The 16402-nt window shown below is 70.0% G+C and carries 15 protein-coding genes; 5 read left to right on the top strand and 10 right to left on the bottom strand.

The annotated features are described in order from the left end of the window. Nucleotides 1–6: 6 nt before the first annotated feature. Nucleotides 7–1869: a dihydroxy-acid dehydratase gene (gene ilvD / locus FV560_RS19405; protein ID WP_159623542.1), complete on the bottom strand. Its 1863-nt coding sequence runs from the start codon at nucleotides 1867–1869 to the stop codon at nucleotides 7–9. Between the two features lie 184 nt (nucleotides 1870–2053). Here ilvD and FV560_RS19400 point away from each other — a divergent pair, with 184 nt between their 5' ends. Then, on the top strand, nucleotides 2054–2551 hold the full coding sequence (locus FV560_RS19400; RefSeq protein ID WP_159623540.1) for an aromatic ring-opening dioxygenase LigA: 498 nt from the start codon (nucleotides 2054–2056) through the stop codon (nucleotides 2549–2551). 27 nt (nucleotides 2552–2578) lie between these two features. Beyond that, on the top strand, nucleotides 2579–3223 hold the full coding sequence (locus tag FV560_RS19395) for an alpha/beta hydrolase family protein (RefSeq protein ID WP_159623538.1): 645 nt from the start codon (nucleotides 2579–2581) through the stop codon (nucleotides 3221–3223). Here FV560_RS19395 and FV560_RS19390 read toward each other — a convergent pair. The 8 genes from FV560_RS19390 to gatC all read right to left on the bottom strand — a co-directional run bounded on the left by FV560_RS19390 (nucleotide 3204) and on the right by gatC (nucleotide 9818). After that, a complete protein-coding gene (locus tag FV560_RS19390) occupies nucleotides 3204–4034 on the bottom strand; it encodes a DUF4097 family beta strand repeat-containing protein (protein WP_159623536.1) in 831 nt (276 codons plus the stop codon). The genes FV560_RS19395 and FV560_RS19390 overlap by 20 nt on opposite strands. Further along, entirely contained in the window at nucleotides 4034–4186 is a 153-nt protein-coding gene (locus FV560_RS19385) for a hypothetical protein (protein ID WP_159623534.1), read from the bottom strand. The genes FV560_RS19390 and FV560_RS19385 overlap by 1 nt, the downstream gene beginning before the upstream one ends. Nucleotides 4187–4197: 11 nt before the next feature. Continuing rightward, nucleotides 4198–4710, bottom strand: coding sequence for a hypothetical protein (locus FV560_RS19380; RefSeq protein ID WP_159623532.1), 513 nt, complete (start codon nucleotides 4708–4710; stop codon nucleotides 4198–4200). A gap of 79 nt (nucleotides 4711–4789) precedes the next feature. Beyond that, complete coding sequence (locus FV560_RS19375; protein WP_200837824.1) at nucleotides 4790–5905, bottom strand: glycerate kinase; 1116 nt, start codon at nucleotides 5903–5905, stop codon at nucleotides 4790–4792. Then, nucleotides 5902–6471: a GNAT family N-acetyltransferase gene (locus tag FV560_RS19370; protein WP_159623529.1), complete on the bottom strand. Its 570-nt coding sequence runs from the start codon at nucleotides 6469–6471 to the stop codon at nucleotides 5902–5904. The genes FV560_RS19375 and FV560_RS19370 overlap by 4 nt, the downstream gene beginning before the upstream one ends. A gap of 25 nt (nucleotides 6472–6496) precedes the next feature. After that, nucleotides 6497–7987: an Asp-tRNA(Asn)/Glu-tRNA(Gln) amidotransferase subunit GatB gene (gene gatB / locus FV560_RS19365; RefSeq protein ID WP_159623527.1), complete on the bottom strand. Its 1491-nt coding sequence runs from the start codon at nucleotides 7985–7987 to the stop codon at nucleotides 6497–6499. Further along, entirely contained in the window at nucleotides 7984–9522 is a 1539-nt protein-coding gene (gatA, locus tag FV560_RS19360; RefSeq protein WP_159623525.1) for an Asp-tRNA(Asn)/Glu-tRNA(Gln) amidotransferase subunit GatA, read from the bottom strand. Before gatA ends, gatB begins: the two co-directional genes overlap by 4 nt. After that, nucleotides 9519–9818, bottom strand: coding sequence for an Asp-tRNA(Asn)/Glu-tRNA(Gln) amidotransferase subunit GatC (gene gatC / locus FV560_RS19355; RefSeq protein WP_159623523.1), 300 nt, complete (start codon nucleotides 9816–9818; stop codon nucleotides 9519–9521). The genes gatA and gatC overlap by 4 nt, the downstream gene beginning before the upstream one ends. Before the next feature lie 38 nt (nucleotides 9819–9856). Between gatC and FV560_RS20200 the strand changes: the two genes are divergently transcribed. After that, nucleotides 9857–10714 (top strand): DinB family protein, encoded by an 858-nt coding sequence (locus FV560_RS20200; RefSeq protein ID WP_200837822.1) that lies wholly within the window; start codon nucleotides 9857–9859, stop codon nucleotides 10712–10714. Nucleotides 10715–10718: 4 nt separating this feature from the next. Here the strand turns inward: FV560_RS20200 and FV560_RS19345 are convergent, their stop codons facing one another. Next, nucleotides 10719–11603 (bottom strand): AraC family transcriptional regulator, encoded by an 885-nt coding sequence (locus tag FV560_RS19345; protein ID WP_235020246.1) that lies wholly within the window; start codon nucleotides 11601–11603, stop codon nucleotides 10719–10721. A 94-nt stretch (nucleotides 11604–11697) separates the two neighbouring features. On the opposite strand from FV560_RS19345, the gene FV560_RS19340 reads away from it, so the two are divergent. Together FV560_RS19340 and FV560_RS19335 are read left to right on the top strand one after the other, a co-directional pair. Beyond that, nucleotides 11698–15087 carry a DUF5107 domain-containing protein gene (locus tag FV560_RS19340; protein WP_159623521.1) on the top strand — a complete coding sequence of 1130 codons (3390 nt, stop codon included), beginning with the start codon at nucleotides 11698–11700 and terminating at the stop codon, nucleotides 15085–15087. After that, nucleotides 15084–16358, top strand: a complete 1275-nt coding sequence (locus FV560_RS19335; RefSeq protein WP_159623519.1) for a cellulase-like family protein — start codon at nucleotides 15084–15086, stop codon at nucleotides 16356–16358. The genes FV560_RS19340 and FV560_RS19335 overlap by 4 nt, the downstream gene beginning before the upstream one ends. The last annotated feature ends 44 nt before the right edge of the window (nucleotides 16359–16402 follow it).

Raw genomic sequence — 16402 nt, 5'->3', positions numbered from 1 at the left:
CCGACGTCAGACGCGACGGATCAGCGACAAGTCACGCACGGCGCCCCGGTCGGCCGAGGTGGCCATCGCGGCGTAGGCGCGCAGCGCCGGGGAGACGTAGCGGTCCCGGTCCACGGGCTGCCACGGGTGCTCGGAGGCCTCCATCTTGGCGCGACGGTCGGCAAGCACCTGGTCGGGCACGTTCAGCCGGATCGAGCGGGAGTCGACGTCGATCTCGATCTCGTCACCGTCTTCGACCAGCCCGATCAGCCCACCGGCTGCGGCCTCCGGGGAGATGTGCCCCACCGAGATCCCGCTGGATCCGCCACTGAACCGGCCGTCGGTGATCAACGCACACACCTTGCCCAGGCCTCGCCCCTTGATGAAGGAGGTGGGGTAGAGCATCTCCTGCATCCCCGGCCCGCCGGCCGGTCCCTCGTAACGCACGACGACGACGTGGCCGGGCTGGACCTGCTTGGTGAGGATCTTCTCGACCGCATCGTCCTGGGACTCACAGACGAGAGCCTTCCCCACGAAGTGGAAGACATCCGGGTCCACGCCGGCGGTCTTGAACACGGCACCGTCCTCGGCGAGGTTGCCGCGTAGGACCGCGAGACCGCCCTCCACCGTGTAGGCATGCGCGAGGTCACGGATGCACCCCTCGGCCGCATCGGTATCCAGCGACTCCCACCGGTTGGTGGTGGAGAACGCCTGCGTGGTGCGCACCCCGCCCGGTGCGGCATGAAAGAGCTCGATCGCCTCGTCCGTGGCGGACCCGCCGCGGATGTCCCAGTCGGCGAGCCACTGCGTCAACGTTGGTGTGTGCACACTGGTCACGTCACGCTCGAGCAGCCCGGCCCGGTTCAGTTCACCCAGCAGCGCAGGGATGCCGCCGGCCCGGTGGACGTCCTCCATGTGATAGTTCGGGTGGTTCGGCGCCACCTTCGACAGGCACGGCACGTTCCTGCTGATCTCTTCGATGTCGCTCAGGCCGAAGTCCACCTCGCCCTCCTGCGCGGCGGCGAGGATGTGCAGCACGGTGTTCGTCGACCCGCCCATCGCCACGTCGAGCGCCATGGCATTGCCGAACGCGGCCTTCGTGGCGATCGCCCGAGGTGCGGCGCTGTCGTCCTCGTCGTCGTAGTAGCGCTTCGCCAGCTCGACGACGGTCCTTCCGGCCTCGAGGAACAGCTCCTTGCGTGCGGCGTGGGTGGCGAGCACCGATCCGTTGCCCGGCAGCGAGAGCCCGAGGGCCTCGGTGAGGCAGTTCATCGAGTTGGCGGTGAACATGCCTGAGCAGGAGCCGCACGTGGGGCAGGCGTTCTCCTCCACCTGGGCGAGCGCCTCGTCGGACACATTGTCGTCGGCGGAGTAGTTGATCGCGTTGATCAGGTTCAGGTTGGTCTTGGCCACACCGTCGGCCACGATCGCCTTGCCGGCTTCCATCGGGCCACCGGAGACGAATACCACCGGGATGTTCAGGCGCAATGCGGCGTTGAGCATGCCGGGGGTGATCTTGTCGCAGTTGGAGATGCACACGAGCGCGTCGGCGCAGTGCGCGTTGACCATGTATTCGACCGAGTCGGCGATCAGGTCGCGGCTCGGCAGGGAGTACAGCATGCCACCGTGGCCCATCGCGATGCCGTCATCGACAGCGATCGTGTTGAACTCCTTGGCCACTCCCCCGGCCTCGGCGACGGCAGAGGCCACCAGGTCACCCATGTCCTTGAGGTGGACGTGCCCGGGCACGAACTGGGTATAGGAGTTCGCGATGGCGATGATCGGTTTACCGAAGTCCTCGGCACCCATCCCGGTGGCGCGCCACAGCGCCCGGGCGCCGGCCATGTTCCGGCCATGGGTGGAAGTGCGCGAACGCAGCGGACGACTCATCGCAGGTCACTCCTTACACGAGCTGGCGGCGCAGAACTACGCCAGCGGTCACAATACGACGGCGTGAGACATCGATGGTGTCGTTGTCCGGAGGCTGGTCGGGACCTTGGGCCCATGCACGATCACTTGTGATGCGGAACGATAGGAGTCACCAGGGAAAAGGGTCGAGTGTCGGGAGGACGCCATGACCACCACCACAGCCCGCAGCGCCGGCTTCATCAAGGTCGTCGGGATCACGACATTCATCCTCGGGCTGGTGTTCGCCGTCGGCGGCATCGCCACGTGGATCACCGTCTCCAGCCAGCTGGCGGACGAGGAGATCACCGTCTCCGACGATGCGCGGTGGTTCGCAGGCGACCCCGTCCGCGGCCCGCTGACCGCCTATGCCGAGGCGGATGTGATCAACACCCACGCGATGGCCGCGACCGAGGGTCGCACGTACGCCGAGCTGGGTGCGGAAATGAGCCAGGTCGAGCCCGAGTCGGAGGAGCACGCTGAGCTGGCCGCCCAGCGCGAGACCGTGATGACCGCCTCGTTCCTGCGAGCCTCGCTCTTCACCTCGGTGGTGGCCTTCGGGGTGGCCGCACTGGTGACCGGCCTGGGCATCGTGCTCGCCCTCACCGGAGTAGCGATCCGGCGCCTGGTGCACCTCACCAACCAGGACACCAGCTCAACCGCATAGCCGATCGCCGATGGCTACCCTGATCGGGTGAGCGAGCCGAACGACACAGTCGACATCGAGACGGCCCACGGGACCGCCCGGGTGCATCATCACCCGGCGCCGGACCCGTGGGCCGGTCTCGTGCTCGGGCACGGCGCAGGTGGCTGTGTCAGTGCACCGGACCTGCAGGCGGCAACCACAGCCGCGCTGTCCGCCGGAGTCAGCGTGATACTCAGCGAGCAGCCCTACCGCGTGGCTGGTCGTCGCGCTCCCGCCCCGGCATCGCAGCTGGACACGGCGTTCACGCAGATCATCGGCGAGGTCCGCCACCGCTGGTGGCCGCAGCTGCCGGTGCTCACCGGTGGCCGTTCCTCCGGTGCCCGGGTTGCCTGCCGGACCGCCGACGACGTAGCAGCGGCCGGGGTGGTCTGCCTCGCCTTCCCGCTGCATCCCCCGGGCAAAGGCGATGACCCGTCGAAATCCCGGCTGCCGGAGCTTGACGCCGTCGGCGTCCCGGTGCTGGTGGTCCAGGGCGAGAGCGATCCGTTCGGGATGCCACCGCAGGCACCGGGCCGGCGTCTGGTTCGCCTGCGCGGGAACCACTCGCTGACAAGTGACATGCCAGGCCTACGGGACGCCGTCGGGGAATGGTTGGCCGAGATCGCGACGAGTCTCAGGCGCGGCGTACGGTGACGTTGCCGCTCACCGAGCGGAGCCTGAGCACGACGCCGTCGGCATCGGAATCGGGCGCATCACCCGGTTCGAGCTCGCTGCGCATCGTGCCCGAGACGGTGGAGCAGTCCAGCATCGCAGCCGATCCGGGTGCGACCCCGACCGAGATGTCCCCGGAGGCCGTCTTGGCGGAGACTTCCCCGCGCCCCACCTGACGAACGATGTGATCGCCCGAGCCGCTCTTGAGCGTGGCCCACTCCCCGAGTGTTCCGATGATGACGTCGCCGGATCCGGACGACGCCTCGATGGCGCGCACCACGTCGACCGACATCGTGCCCGAACCCGTGCGCAGACGCGCCTCGTCTGCCTCGCTGACCGTGATCCCACCGGAGCCTGTCGTCACTCTCACGCTGCCGACAGACCCGACGGCGACGTCACCGGAACCACAGGTGGCCTCGACCGACGAGCCATGCGCGAGCCGGATCGCGCCAGAACCGGTCTTGGTCTGGATGGCTCCCAGGTCACCTGTGGTGCGGACACTGCCCGACCCGGTCTCCAGGACGGCATCTGAGCCGATCGGAACCACGACGGAGACGCCCATCTTCGGGCCGCCGAACGAGGTGAAGAATCCGGTGCGGGCCAGGGGTGCCTCGACTTCCAGCCGGTCACCGACGAACTCCACCCGCACGCGGGCGGCGAGGTCGGGGTTCCCGGAGAAGCTCACACTGGCGGTGTCGGTCTCCTGCGCCGTGACCGTGATGTCGCTGGAGCGCATCCGCACGAGCAGGCGGATCGGGCCATCGACGGGAAAAGTGCGGTCGTGGGAGGTCATCAGAGTCCTTCCGGACGCGGGCGGCGGGGTGGGTTATAGGCGGTGGGCTCGTCTGCACCGCGACGCCGGCCAGAGATGTGCCGGTGCGGGCGATCGAGCGGGCCGCCGATACGGCGGGCGGCGATGGCGTCGTAGACGTCGTCGTGGAACATGGGGGCTCCGTTCAGCGGACCCAGCCGGTCATGCGCCGGCCGGAGGTGGTGGGGCGGGGTTCGGTGGCCGGGCCGGTGAGAGCATGCTGCGCGGCACGCACCAACCAGGAATTGACGCTGACACCGTCGCGGGAGGCAGCGTCGTCAACACGGGACTTGAGGGACTCGGGCAGCCGGAGCGTGATCCGGGTCTGGGACCCGTCGCCCTCGGGAACAGGAGCTTCCGGCGGTTCGGGCGGGGTCGGGGGCGCGAAGGCTTCGGTAGCGTCGGCGAGTTGGGTGGGCTGCTGCTCCACCACGAGCTCGGGGTTCCCGCCCCGGAGCCTGACATCAACGATGGCACCATCGAGACGCAGAGTGACGTCAGCAGCGATGTCGGATGCCAGCTCCATGAGCGTCAGGCGCAGCGCCGGTTCGAGCGTCTGAGCCAGGCGCTCCGACGCTTCCTGCACTTCAGGAGTAGATGTCCGCGCAGCGTTTGCGAGCGCCTGCTGCAGCGAGGAGAGGTAGCCGTTCAGATCCATGACGCCATGGTGACATCATCTTGACGTCATCGTCAAGGATGTGCGACACGGAGGGACGGCGTCAGCGGGGCCGTCGGGGTCAGGCGAGGGCGCGGGCTGCTGCGAGCTCCACCAACTCCCCCGCCCGTGCGATGCATCGGTCCACATCGGGTTCGAGGTCCAGCAACGCGTGGACGGCGTCGATCCCGTGCTCGCGCGCCGTCGCCTCATCCACGGCGCACCGGCCCACGACGGCCACCACGGGGACGCCAGCCGCGCGCGCGGCGGCAGCCACTCCGACCGGGGCCTTCCCGGCCAGAGACTGGGAGTCCATGCTCCCCTCCCCCGTGATCACCAGATCGGCACCTCGCACCTGCTCGGCGAAGCCGACCATCTCCAGTACCGCCTCGATGCCGGAGCGACGCGTGGCACCGAGCAGTGCCATCGCCCCGTACCCCAGGCCACCCGCAGCTCCCGCTCCGGATGTGCCGGCGATCTCACGCGCCTGCGGGATGCCTGCCTCAGCAAGCGCCGCCACCCAGCGCGTCAGCCCGGCCTCCAGCTCGGCAACCTCGGCCGCATCGGCGCCCTTCTGCGGCCCGAACACCGCTGCCGCCCCCTCCGCACCGAGCAGCGGCGAGGTCACATCGGCGGCCAGCACGACACGCAGCCCACTCACACGCGGGTCCAGCCCGCTCAGGTCCACCCGCGCCAGGTCAGCCAGGGCCGCTCCCCCGGACGGGAGAGGGTGGCCGTCGCTGTCCCACAGCCCCACCCCCAGCGCTCTGGCCAGGCCCGCTCCGCCGTCGGTGGTGGCACTGCCACCCAGACCGAGGAGAACCTCCGAGGCCCCGTGATCCAGAGCGTGCCGGATGATCTCGCCCACGCCTTCGGTTCCAGCCCGGCGGGCACTGTCGGCGTCCGGTGGCACCTGGTCCAGGCCCGCCGCCGCGGCCATCTCGACGACGGCGCACCCTCCCTGGCGCGCATAGGTCGCCGTCACCGGGCTTCCCAGGGCGCCGGTGACCGTCACCTCGACGGGCGAGTACCCCGCAGCGATCGCCGCCGCGACGGTTCCCTCACCGCCGTCGGCGATCGGCATCTGCACCACACCGGCACCAGGAACCGCGCGACGGACACCGCGAGCGAGGTGCTCGGCTACAGCTGCCGCGCTCAGCGACCCTTTGAACGAGTCCGGTGCGAGGACGACCCTCACGCCCAGCTCGCCTTGGCAGCCGGGTACTCGTCCTCCAGCATGCCCATCACCAACGAATCGGCGAACCGCTCCCCGTCCCCGAGCACCTCGCGCCGCCGGCCCTCGGGCACGAACCCCAGACTCTGGTAGAGCGCGGCGGCACGGGGGTTGATGCTCAGCACCTCCAGACCGACGCGATGCAGACCCAAGCCGGGATCGGTGCCGAATGCGAAGTCCAGCACCAGCATGATCGCCTCGCGCCCATAACCGCGGCCCCGGTGTCCGGGAAGCGTCAGGGAGCGCAGGTTCGCGCTACGCGCCACCGGATCGACCCGTTCCAGGCTGATCCGGCCCAGGATCGCCTCACCGTCGACCGTGGTGGCCCAGTCGAATCGACCCTCCCGCTCGGCCGCCGTGGCAGCCCACTGCGCCACCTGCTCCCGGGTGAACTCCTGCGTGAGGCCGGCCATCCGCCGCCCCTCGGGATCGCCCAGTCCGTCCCACAGGGCGTCGGAGTCCTCGGCGCGAATCGGACGCAGCGTGATCATCTCGCCGGCCAGTACCGGCGGCACCCAGTTCACGTCCATCGCCTGCTCCTGCCCTGCACCGGAATCAGGAGAGCCGTTCCTGCACGAGTTCCCGCACCCGGCCGGCATCGGCCTGCCCGCGCGTGGCCTTCATCACCGCACCGATGATCACACCCATCGGGCCCAGGTTGCCGGACCGAATCTTCTCCGCGATGTCAGGCTGCTCGGCCAGGGTGGCGTCGATGACCTCCAGCAACGGCCCGTCGTCGGAGACGACCTCCAGTCCGCGTGCAGTGACGACGTCCTCAGGCGCACCTTCACCCGCGAGCACACCTTCGAGGACCTGCCGAGCCAGCTTGTCGTTCACGCGCCCGGAGTCCACCAGCGCCTGGAGCTCGGCCACGTGCTGCGGGGTGACATCAAGGTCCGCCAGCTCGACACCACTGGTCTTGGCAGTGCGGGAGAGCTCACCCATCCACCACTTCCGCGCGGCAGCAGGGGCCGCCCCGGCAGCCACCGTGGCCTCGATGAGGTCGAGTGCTCCGGCGTTGACGACGTCACGCATCTCTTCTTCCGAGTACCCCCACTCGGTGACCAGCCGCCGACGGCGCAGGGCCGGCAGTTCCGGCAGGCTCGCCCGGATCTCCTCGACCCATTCGCGCGGGGGTGCCAGAGGCACCAGGTCCGGCTCGGGGAAGTACCGGTAGTCGTCGGCGTCCGACTTCACGCGGCCCGAGGAGGTGGAGCCGGTGTCCTCGTGGAAGTGGCGTGTCTCCTGCACCACGCTCTGACCGGCGTCGAGGACGGCGGCCTGCCGGGACACCTCGTACCGCACCGCCCGCTCGATGGAGCGGAAGGAGTTGACGTTCTTGGTCTCGGTGCGGGTCCCCAGGGGAGCGTCCGGGGTGGCGCGCAGGGAGAGGTTCACGTCGGCACGGACGTTGCCGCGCTCCATCCTCGCCTCGGACACGCCGAGGGTGCGGAAGATGTCCCGCAGCGCCGAGACATAGGCCCGGGCCACCTCGGGGGCGCGAGCGCCCACGCCGGTGATCGGCTTGGTGACGATCTCCACCAGCGGGATTCCGGCACGGTTGTAGTCCACGAGGGAGTACTCGGCTCCGTGAATGCGCCCGGAGCCACCCACATGGGTGTTCTTCCCGGCGTCCTCCTCCATGTGGGCGCGCTCGATCTCCACCCGGAAGACCTCACCGTCCTCGAGCTCGACGTCCAGATAGCCCTCGAAGGCGATCGGCTCGTCGTACTGGGACGTCTGGAAGTTCTTCGGCACGTCCGGGTAGAAGTAGTTCTTCCGGGCGAACCGGCAGGTCTCGGCGATCTGGCAGTTCAGCGCCAGGCCGATACGGATCGCATACTCCACCGCGGTGCCGTTGACCACGGGCAGTGCGCCGGGAAGGCCCAACGAGACGGGCGTCACGGCGCTGTTCGGCTGGGCACCGAAGTGGGCTGGTGCGTCGTCGAACATCTTCGTGGCGGTCCCGAGCTCGACGTGCACCTCGATACCGAGGACGGGGTCGAAGCGGGCGATCGCGTCGTCATAGTCGACCAGCGTGGTCATCGGGCGGCCTCCGTCGTATCCGTCAGGGTCTCCAGCTCCGGTGCATCGGCGAGCACGCCGGCACCGCCGGCCGCGGCGAGCAGTCGCGTCTCGAGCGCAGCACCCACCCGGTAGAGCCGCTCGTCGGCCCGGGCCGGTGCGAGCACCTGGAAGCCGACCGGCAGACCATCATCGGACAGTCCGCTGGGCAGCGAAAGGCCAGGAATCCCAGCCAGGTTTGCCGGGATCGTGGCGACGTCGTTGAGGTACATCGCCATTGGATCGTCCACCTTCTCCCCGAACCGGAACGCCGTGGTGGGCGCCGTGGGCGAGACGAGCACGTCAGCGGCCTCGAAGGCGGCAGCGAAGTCGCGCTGGATGAGGGTCCGCACCTTCTGCGCACTGCCGTAGTAGGCGTCGTAGTAGCCGGCCGAGAGTGCGTAGGTACCGAGGATGATGCGGCGCTTGACCTCTGGTCCGAAGCCAGCCCCACGCGTGGCGGCCATGACGCGCTCGGCGGTCACCGGGCCTTCGGCCGGCTCCACCCGCAGGCCGAACCGCATCCCGTCGAACTTCGCCAGGTTGCTCGAAGCCTCCGACGGCAGGATCAGGTAGTAGGCAGCCAGTGCGGCCGAGAAACTCGGGCAGGAGACCTCCACCACCTCGGCGCCGGCGGCGCGCAGGTGGTCCAGGCTCGCCTCGAAGCTCGCGCGCACCCCGGGCTGGTAGCCCTCACCACCGAGCTCACGCACCACGCCCACGCGCACCCCGGTCAGGTCGCCGGTGGCACCGGCACGGGCCGCGTCGGCGTAGCTGGGTGCGGGCTCGGGCAGCGAGGTGGAGTCACGCGGGTCGTGCCCGCCGATCACGTCGTGCAGCAACGCGGAGTCGAGCACGGTCCGCGAGCACGGACCGGCCTGGTCGAGACTGGAGGCGAGTGCGATCAGCCCGTAGCGCGAGACCGAGCCATAGGTGGGCTTGACGCCCACGGTGCCGGTGACGGCAGCGGGCTGGCGGATCGAGCCGCCGGTGTCGGTCCCGATCGCCAGGGGCGCCTCGTAGGCGGCCACGGCGGCTGCAGAACCACCACCCGAGCCACCAGGGATGCGATCGAGATCCCACGGGTTGCGGGTGGGACCGTACGCCGAGTGCTCCGTGCTCGAACCCATGGCGAACTCGTCCATGTTCGTCTTGCCCAGGATCGGCATCCCGGCCGCGCGCAGCTTCTCCACCAGGGTGGCGTCGTACGGAGGAATCCACCCGTCGAGGATCTTCGAACCGGCGGTGGTCACCTGGTCCTTGGTGACCACGACGTCCTTGACGGCGATCGGCACACCAGCGAGCTCGTGCAGGTCCTCGCCGGCCGCGCGGCGGGCATCCACATCGGCTGCGGTGGCGAGTGCCTCCTCAGAGTTGATGTGCAGGAACGCATGCACCGGGCCGTCGACGGCGGCGATGCGGTCCAGGTGCGCCTGGGTGGCCTCGACGCTGGTCACCTCACCCGAGCGCAGGCGCTCGGCGAGGTCGGCGGCGGTGAGTCGGGTGAGGTCTGTCACTGCTCCTCCCCCAGGATCTGCGGCACCGCGAACTGGCCGTCCTCGGCCTGCGGCGCCTGAGCGAGGATGTCCTCCAGCGGCAGGGTCTGGCCCACCACGTCGTCACGGAGCACGTTCGTCAGGGGGATCGGGTGGCTGGTGGCGGGCACGTCGTCTCCGGCGACCTCCGAGACGGTCGCCACGGACTGGACGATCACGTCCAGATCGCCGGCCAGTCGGTCGGTCTCCTCGGGCGTGAGGTCGATGCGGGCCAGGGCGGCCAGGCGCGCGACCTCGTCTGCGTTGATGGTGGACATGGCGGCGAGTCTACCGACGCGCCAGTACCGTGGATTCCATGCCGGAGACCAAGGACTGGACGTGGGTCCTGCACCGCCAATGCCCCGACTGCGGGGCCAACGTGGGAGCGCTGAATCTGGAGCAGATCCCTGCCGCACTGCGCGCCCAGCTCGAAGTCTGGCCGGTGGTCCTGCGACGGACCGACGTGGCCGAACGCCCCGCCCCGCAGACCTGGTCCACGCTCGAGTACGCGGCGCACGTGCGGGATGTGATTGAGGTCTTCGATGCCCGGCTGACCGCGATGCAGACCGAGGACGCCCCCACATTCGAGGACTTCGATCCCGACCAGGCGGCGCAGGAGAGCAGCTACCAGGATCTCGATCCCGCTGACGTCGCAGCCGCGGTGATGACCGCCGGCACGGCCCTGGCCGCCCGGGTCGAGAGAACCGACCCTGAGCAGGCCGGGCGCTCGGGACGGCGCGGCGACGGCGCCGAGTTCACGATCACCACTCTCATGCAGTACCTGCTGCACGATCTGGTCCACCACGCGTGGGACGTCACCGACGGGCGGCCGTCCACGGATGAGCTCGGAACCAGCGCCGAGGAACACGAGTCCGCCGAGGTCGCCGAGCCCCCGTTGCAGGCGTTCGCCCACCGGCACCGCCGCGTGCTGGGACTCATCGTCGCGGTCGTGGCGCTCGCACTCGCGGTCGCCTACGTGGTCATCGCTCCACCGCAGTCGGACGCCGGGCCGCTGCAGGCAGGAATCGTGCGCTGGAGCGTTCCAGGCTGCTGGGCGCTGATCGCCGCCGCCGGGGCCTGCTGGGCCTTCGACGTCGCAGAGAAGCTGAGGAATGCCCTCGCCTACGCAGCCCTGGCGTGCTGGATCGTCTACCTCGCTGCCCGGCTGCTGTGACCCTTCAGTGCACCTGTTCGGCCCGCGAGGCCTTGCGGAAGCTCGACGGGCTCACCCCGCTCACGGCCCGGAACTGCCGGGAGAAGTAGAACTCGTCGGCGTAGCCCACCGACCGGGCGATCTCAGCGACGGTCCGGGACGTGGTGACCAGCATCACCCGGGCGCGGGCCATCCGGGTGCGAGTGAGGTAGTCGAGGACGCCGCCACCGGTCGCCTGCCGGAACAGGGCCGCCAGGTGGGAGGTGCTCAGTCCCACGTGCGCAGCGACGTCGGGCACCCGGACCGGCTCCTCGAGGTGCTCCAGGAGGTACTCCCGGGCCCGTTGCACCGGCCCGGCCTCATCTCGCGGCCCCGCGAGCCGGTCAGCTCCGAGTTGGGCGAACACGTACCACGCCGCACCCGCCGCTGCCATCAGAGAAGGAGTGGTCTCGTCCCTTTCGAGCGCCTGGACCACCTGCTCCATCAGATGGACCACGCGCGCGGGATCGTGCAGGTCGACCACGCGTCGTGAGCCGCCCGCCATCGGAGCGAGCAGGTCCGGCAGATCTGAGCCCGTGGCATGGAGCCACCACAACGTCCAGGGATCGCCGGCGTCAGCGCGGTAGAGGTGCCCCGTGCCCGGCGGCAGCACCAGCGCCTGGCCCACCCGCACCGGCACCGTGCCGCCGTCCACATCGCACCAGCCGCGGCCATCGGTGCACACCAGCACCACCGCCTCCCGGGCTCCCTGTGGTCGGGAGCGGCCATGGTTGGCGGCGTGCGGGAAGTAGCCGGCGTCGGTCACCAGCAGCCGGGAGGTCAGACCGGACTGCGTCGCGCTGGTCACCAGTGGGCGCGGCAGCACACGCATCCGCTGCCCGGGGAAGCCGTCCCGCGTGTACGTCACCACCGGTCCAGTGTGCCCTAGAGAATCATCGAATCGTCCAGGAAGTCCACACGATCGGACATTCCTGCTGCGCCTCACCGGCGCTTAGCGTCGAGGCATGCTCACAGAGGAGCCGACACTCACCCTCCCGGCCCGGCCCGCCGGCCAGGCCGATGCCCCCGTCGCTGTCTGGCGCGAACCGCTGCCACTGCGTACCTACCACCCGGCGCCGCCCTCGGATCTGCCCGCCTATCTCGATGCCCGCGTCTATCAGGGCTCCTCGGGGCGGGTGTACCCGCTGCCGTTCCACGACCGCATCGAATCCGAACCCACGACGCACCAGTGGGACGCGATCCACCTGGAGAACGCGTGGATCCGGCTGGTGATCCTGCCCGAGCTGGGCGGCCGGATCCACCTGGCCATCGACCGCCACTCGGGCGCCGAGATCTTCTACAACAACCCGGTCATCAAACCCGCCCTCGTCGGCCTGGCCGGGCCGTGGATCGCCGGCGGCATCGAACTCAACTGGCCCCAGCACCACCGCCCCGCCACCTACCTGCCCACCGACACCCACATCACCCACGAAGACGACGGTTCGGTCACCGTCTGGTGCTCCGACCACGATCCCTTTGACCGGATGAAGGGGATGCACGGGATCCGCCTCCGCCCGGACCGTTCCACCATCGAGCTGAGGGTGCGCCTGTACAACCGCACGCCGCTGACGCAGACCTTCCTGTGGTGGGCCAACGTGGCCGCGCGCACCCACCGGGACTTCCAGTCCTTCTTCCCCGATGACGTGCACATCGTGGCCGATCACGCCAAGCGCGCCATCACCGCCTTCCCCGCCGCGGACCGGCCCTACTACGACATCGACTATCCGAGCCGGGCGCACACCACCTTCACCGCAGCCGACGGCACCCTCGTGTCCGGGGACCGGATCGACTGGCCGGACAACATCCCGGTGCCCACCTCGTACATGGTCACCCACTCCGACCACGACTTCTTCGGCGGCTACGACCACGCCACCGGTCTGGGTTTCGTGCACGTGGCCGACCGTCGCATCGCCGTCGGGAAGAAGCAGTGGACGTGGGGCGAGTCGCGCTTCGGCCGCGCCTGGAACCGCAACCTCGCCGATGACCACTCGGCCTATGTCGAGCTCATGGCCGGAGTGTTCACCGACAACCAGCCCGATTTCGCCTTCCTGGCCCCCGGTGAGACAAAGGTGTTCTCCCAGGTCTGGTATCCGCTGCGGGATATCGGGCCCGTCACCGAGGCCACGGAGGAGGCGGCGCTGCGGGTCCGGTCGGCCGATGGCACCCTCACCGTCGGCGCGATCTCCACCTCGTCTCGGCCGGGGGCAGTCCTGGAGGTGCTGGACGCCTCGGGCACGGTGATCACCGACCGGGTCGCCGATCTCGATCCGGCCACGCCACTGCAGTGGGAGGTGGCCGCCGACGGCGCAGCACCGCTGACCGTGCGCGTGCGCCATGGCGAGCAGGTGCTGGTGAGCCAACCGACGGCGCAGGCTCGCCAGGGTGTGCAGGATGAGCAGGGCGAGAATGCCGAGGTACTGGCAGCGACCGAACCTGCGCCCCCGGCACAGGTGAACACCGTCGAAGAGCTGCTCGATATCGCCGGTCACCTCCAGCAGTACCGCCACGCCAGCCGCTCCCCCGAGCCGTACTGGGCGGAGGCGCTACGGCGGGAGCCGGGTCACGCGGGGGTGAGCACCGCCGTCGGGATCGCGCGCATGCGGCAGGAGCGCCTCGGTGAGGCGGAGACACACCTGCGCACCGCCGTCGGCAGGCTCACGGCCTACCACCCCACCCCCAGCGATGCGACGGCGCTGTATCACCTGGGCCTGGTGCTCGCTCTGGACGAGCGCCCGCAGGAAGCCTACGGCCTGCTGGCTCGCGCCTCCTGGAATCGGCTGTGGCGGGCACCGGCCGGATACGAGATGGCGCGTCTCGACGCCGCCGCCGGGCGGGATGCGACCGCGCTTCACCGGCTGGACGATGTGCTGCGCGTGGAGCCGGAACACCTGCAGGCGCGCACGCTTCGGGCACTGCTGCTGCGCCGCACCGGGCGTGCCGGGGAGGCTGCGGCCGAGCTGGGTGCGCTGGCTGGACTGGACCCGCTGCACTGGTGGTCGCGGGACCTCGCCGGCCAGGAGCTGCACGCCGACGCCCTCACCTGCCTCGACATCGCGAGCGAGTACGCGAGCGTCGGCTGCCTCGCCGAGGCGCTCCGGGTGCTGGAGACGGCCGTCGACCGTGATCGCGCACGCGCTCTGGGACAACCCTCGGTCACCGCCCTGGCGCACCTGCACCGTGCCGATCTGCTGGAGCGGACCGGGGACGAGGTCGCCGCCCAGCGAACCCGTCAGGACGCTGCCGGGGCCGATCGCACCTGGTGCTTCCCGGGACGACTCGAGGACGCCGTCATGCTCACCCGGGCCGTCCAGCGTCACCAGGACGCGGTGGCCCAGGTGCTGCTCGGCCACTGGCTGTACGCCTCCGGACGTCAGCAGGAGGCCCTGACGGCGTGGGAGACCGGGGCCCGGGAGGCGGGGGACGCCGTCGTGCACCGCAACATCGGGCTCGCACTGGTGACGGTGGCCGGCGATCTGGGCGGTGCCCGTGCCGCCTACGACCGAGCACTCGCCCTCGCTCCAGGTCACCCTCGGATCCTGCGGGAGAGCGACCAACTGGACCGGCGACGCGCCGTGCCGGTGGTCGCGCGGTTGCGAGCCATCAGCGACGCCCCGCACGCGGTGGCCGAGCGCGACGATCTCGCCGCCGAACTGGCGCACCTGCTCGTCTGCTCCGGGGATGCGGTCGCAGCGCACCGGGTCCTCAGCGGGCGGCAGTTCCAACCGTGGGAAGGCGGCGAGGGTGAGGTGCTGCGGGTGTGGGAACGCACCTGTACCGCTCTCGCCCGCACCGCCCTGACTGCGGGCAGGCTCGACGAGGCGGCGCAGTGGGTGGCCGCGGCCCTCACGCCGCCGGCCACGCTCGGGGAGGATCGGCACCCGCTCGCCACGACCGCGGGGCTGCAGCTGCTCACGGGCGACGTGGCGGCTGCCGCGGGCAGAACCGAGGATGCTCAGCGGGCCTGGACGATCGCCGCCGCTCAGGTGGGCGACTTCCGCACGATGAGCACCAGCCGCCACAGCGAGGCGACCTACCACAGCGTGCTCGCCCTGCGGCGCCTCGCCCGCACCGACGAGGCCCGTGCGCTCGCGGCGGACCTCCGCGAGTTCACCGACGAGCTGGCCGCCTCCACACCCGTGATCGACTACTTCGCCACCTCGTTGCCCGAGATGCTGCTGTTCCCGCCGGACCTGAGCGAACAGCGCGACGTGCGCGTGCAGTACCTGCGAGCGCAGTTGGACCTGCTCGACGGCGATGTGCGAGCGGCGCGAGCGCGGTTGAGCGAGATCCTGACCACGGTGCCCGACCACCCCGAGGCCCACGACCTGCTCACCACGATCGAGGAGCGAGAATGACCTACTCCCCCGTACCGATCCCGGACCACCTGCCGGACCGGTTGACGCTGACCCTCTGGGACTTCTCCTGGTTCGTGCGCACCGGACCGGGTGAACCGTTCGCCGATCTCGACCGGGCCTTCGCCGAGGCCGTCGAACGCGGCTACAACACCATCCGCATCTGTGCGATGCCGTATCTGCTGTTCGGTTCCGGACTGGACACCACCGCTCTGCGGCTCGGATCGATGGGGGGCGAGTACGCCCAGCGGGTGCGCTGGTACGACGTGGCCGCCGAGACCACCATCGACGCCCGTGAGCACCTGCTGGAGCTGTTCCGGGCGGCGAAACGTCATGACTGCTACGTGATCGTCTCCTCCTGGGAGTACCAGCAGAGCCCGGCGTTCGCTGCCACGCCTCAGTGGTACGAGGCCCTGCATGCAGTGGAACCCGAGGAGCGGGCCGTGGAGCTGGCCCGGGCACAGTCCGCCTTGGTGGACTTCCTCACCGAGCACCACCTGGCGGACCGGATCGCCTTCGTGGAACTACACAACGAGGTTCAGATCGGGCACCTGACCGAGGGCCTCGGGGTCGTCGGAGACGGGGCGGTCCTGGCCTTGCATGACCGGCTGGAACGAGGACTCCGCGTGTTCCACGATCTGCAGCCGCAGGTACCAGTCACGGTGAACTACGCGGGCGTGCCGGTCGGAGAGATGCGTGGAGTACCGCACAATGCCGACGTGCTGGTGGTGCACCCGTACGTGTACGGAGTGCTCGACACCCTGATCGAGACGTACGGCCTGCGCGGGCCCCTCGAGGAGTATGCGCAGCAGGCAGCCCGCCGCGATCTGCTGCGCCCGGGTGCCCCGGACGTGACCGACTGGACGGCGGGCGAGGCCTGGCGGATGCACGCCATGATCGTGAGCAAGCCGGAGATCTACACCCACGACTGGTGCGACCCTCAAGCCTTCGACCGCTGGCTCTACGACCACTACGGCGAGCACCGGATCGCGATGGACTCCCGCTTGACGCTGTGGCTGGAGACCGCCGCCGATCAGGCGGCTGCCCGCGAGATCCCGCTCGTGCTCGGCGAGGGCTGGGTCGGCTACACGCCCAAGGACGGCCGGTTCGAGGAGGGACCGGTCGGCGCACAGATCTGCCGCCGGGCGATGGCCGAGTCCGCCCGCGTCGGCGCCTGGGGCTCGATCGTGTGCTCCAATGCCGCGCCTCAGCACGCGATGTGGGCCGATGTCGGCCTGCAACAGGAGGCGAACGCGATCTTCACCCGAGCCTGATCCACCCATCCACCACCCACACGCGCCGGCACGGCGCACACTCC

The sequence above is a fragment of the Ruania rhizosphaerae genome, from assembly GCF_009805705.1.
GTDB lineage: Bacteria > Actinomycetota > Actinomycetes > Actinomycetales > Beutenbergiaceae > Ruania > Ruania rhizosphaerae.
This window is presented reverse-complemented; position numbering and strand designations above follow the sequence as displayed.

Excerpts from the sequence above, each read along its gene's own strand:
- ilvD (WP_159623542.1), bottom strand. The coding sequence starts at position 1,869 with ATGAGTCGTCCGCTGCGTTCGCGCACTTCCACCCATGGCCGGAACATG.
- FV560_RS19400 (WP_159623540.1), top strand. The coding sequence starts at position 2,054 with ATGACCACCACCACAGCCCGCAGCGCCGGCTTCATCAAGGTCGTCGGG.
- FV560_RS19390 (WP_159623536.1), bottom strand. The coding sequence starts at position 4,034 with ATGACCTCCCACGACCGCACTTTTCCCGTCGATGGCCCGATCCGCCTG.
- FV560_RS19385 (WP_159623534.1), bottom strand. The coding sequence starts at position 4,186 with ATGTTCCACGACGACGTCTACGACGCCATCGCCGCCCGCCGTATCGGC.
- FV560_RS19380 (WP_159623532.1), bottom strand. The coding sequence starts at position 4,710 with ATGGATCTGAACGGCTACCTCTCCTCGCTGCAGCAGGCGCTCGCAAAC.
- FV560_RS19370 (WP_159623529.1), bottom strand. The coding sequence starts at position 6,471 with ATGGACGTGAACTGGGTGCCGCCGGTACTGGCCGGCGAGATGATCACG.
- gatB (WP_159623527.1), bottom strand. The coding sequence starts at position 7,987 with ATGACCACGCTGGTCGACTATGACGACGCGATCGCCCGCTTCGACCCC.
- gatC (WP_159623523.1), bottom strand. The coding sequence starts at position 9,818 with ATGTCCACCATCAACGCAGACGAGGTCGCGCGCCTGGCCGCCCTGGCC.
- FV560_RS20200 (WP_200837822.1), top strand. The coding sequence starts at position 9,857 with ATGCCGGAGACCAAGGACTGGACGTGGGTCCTGCACCGCCAATGCCCC.
- FV560_RS19340 (WP_159623521.1), top strand. The coding sequence starts at position 11,698 with ATGCTCACAGAGGAGCCGACACTCACCCTCCCGGCCCGGCCCGCCGGC.
- FV560_RS19335 (WP_159623519.1), top strand. The coding sequence starts at position 15,084 with ATGACCTACTCCCCCGTACCGATCCCGGACCACCTGCCGGACCGGTTG.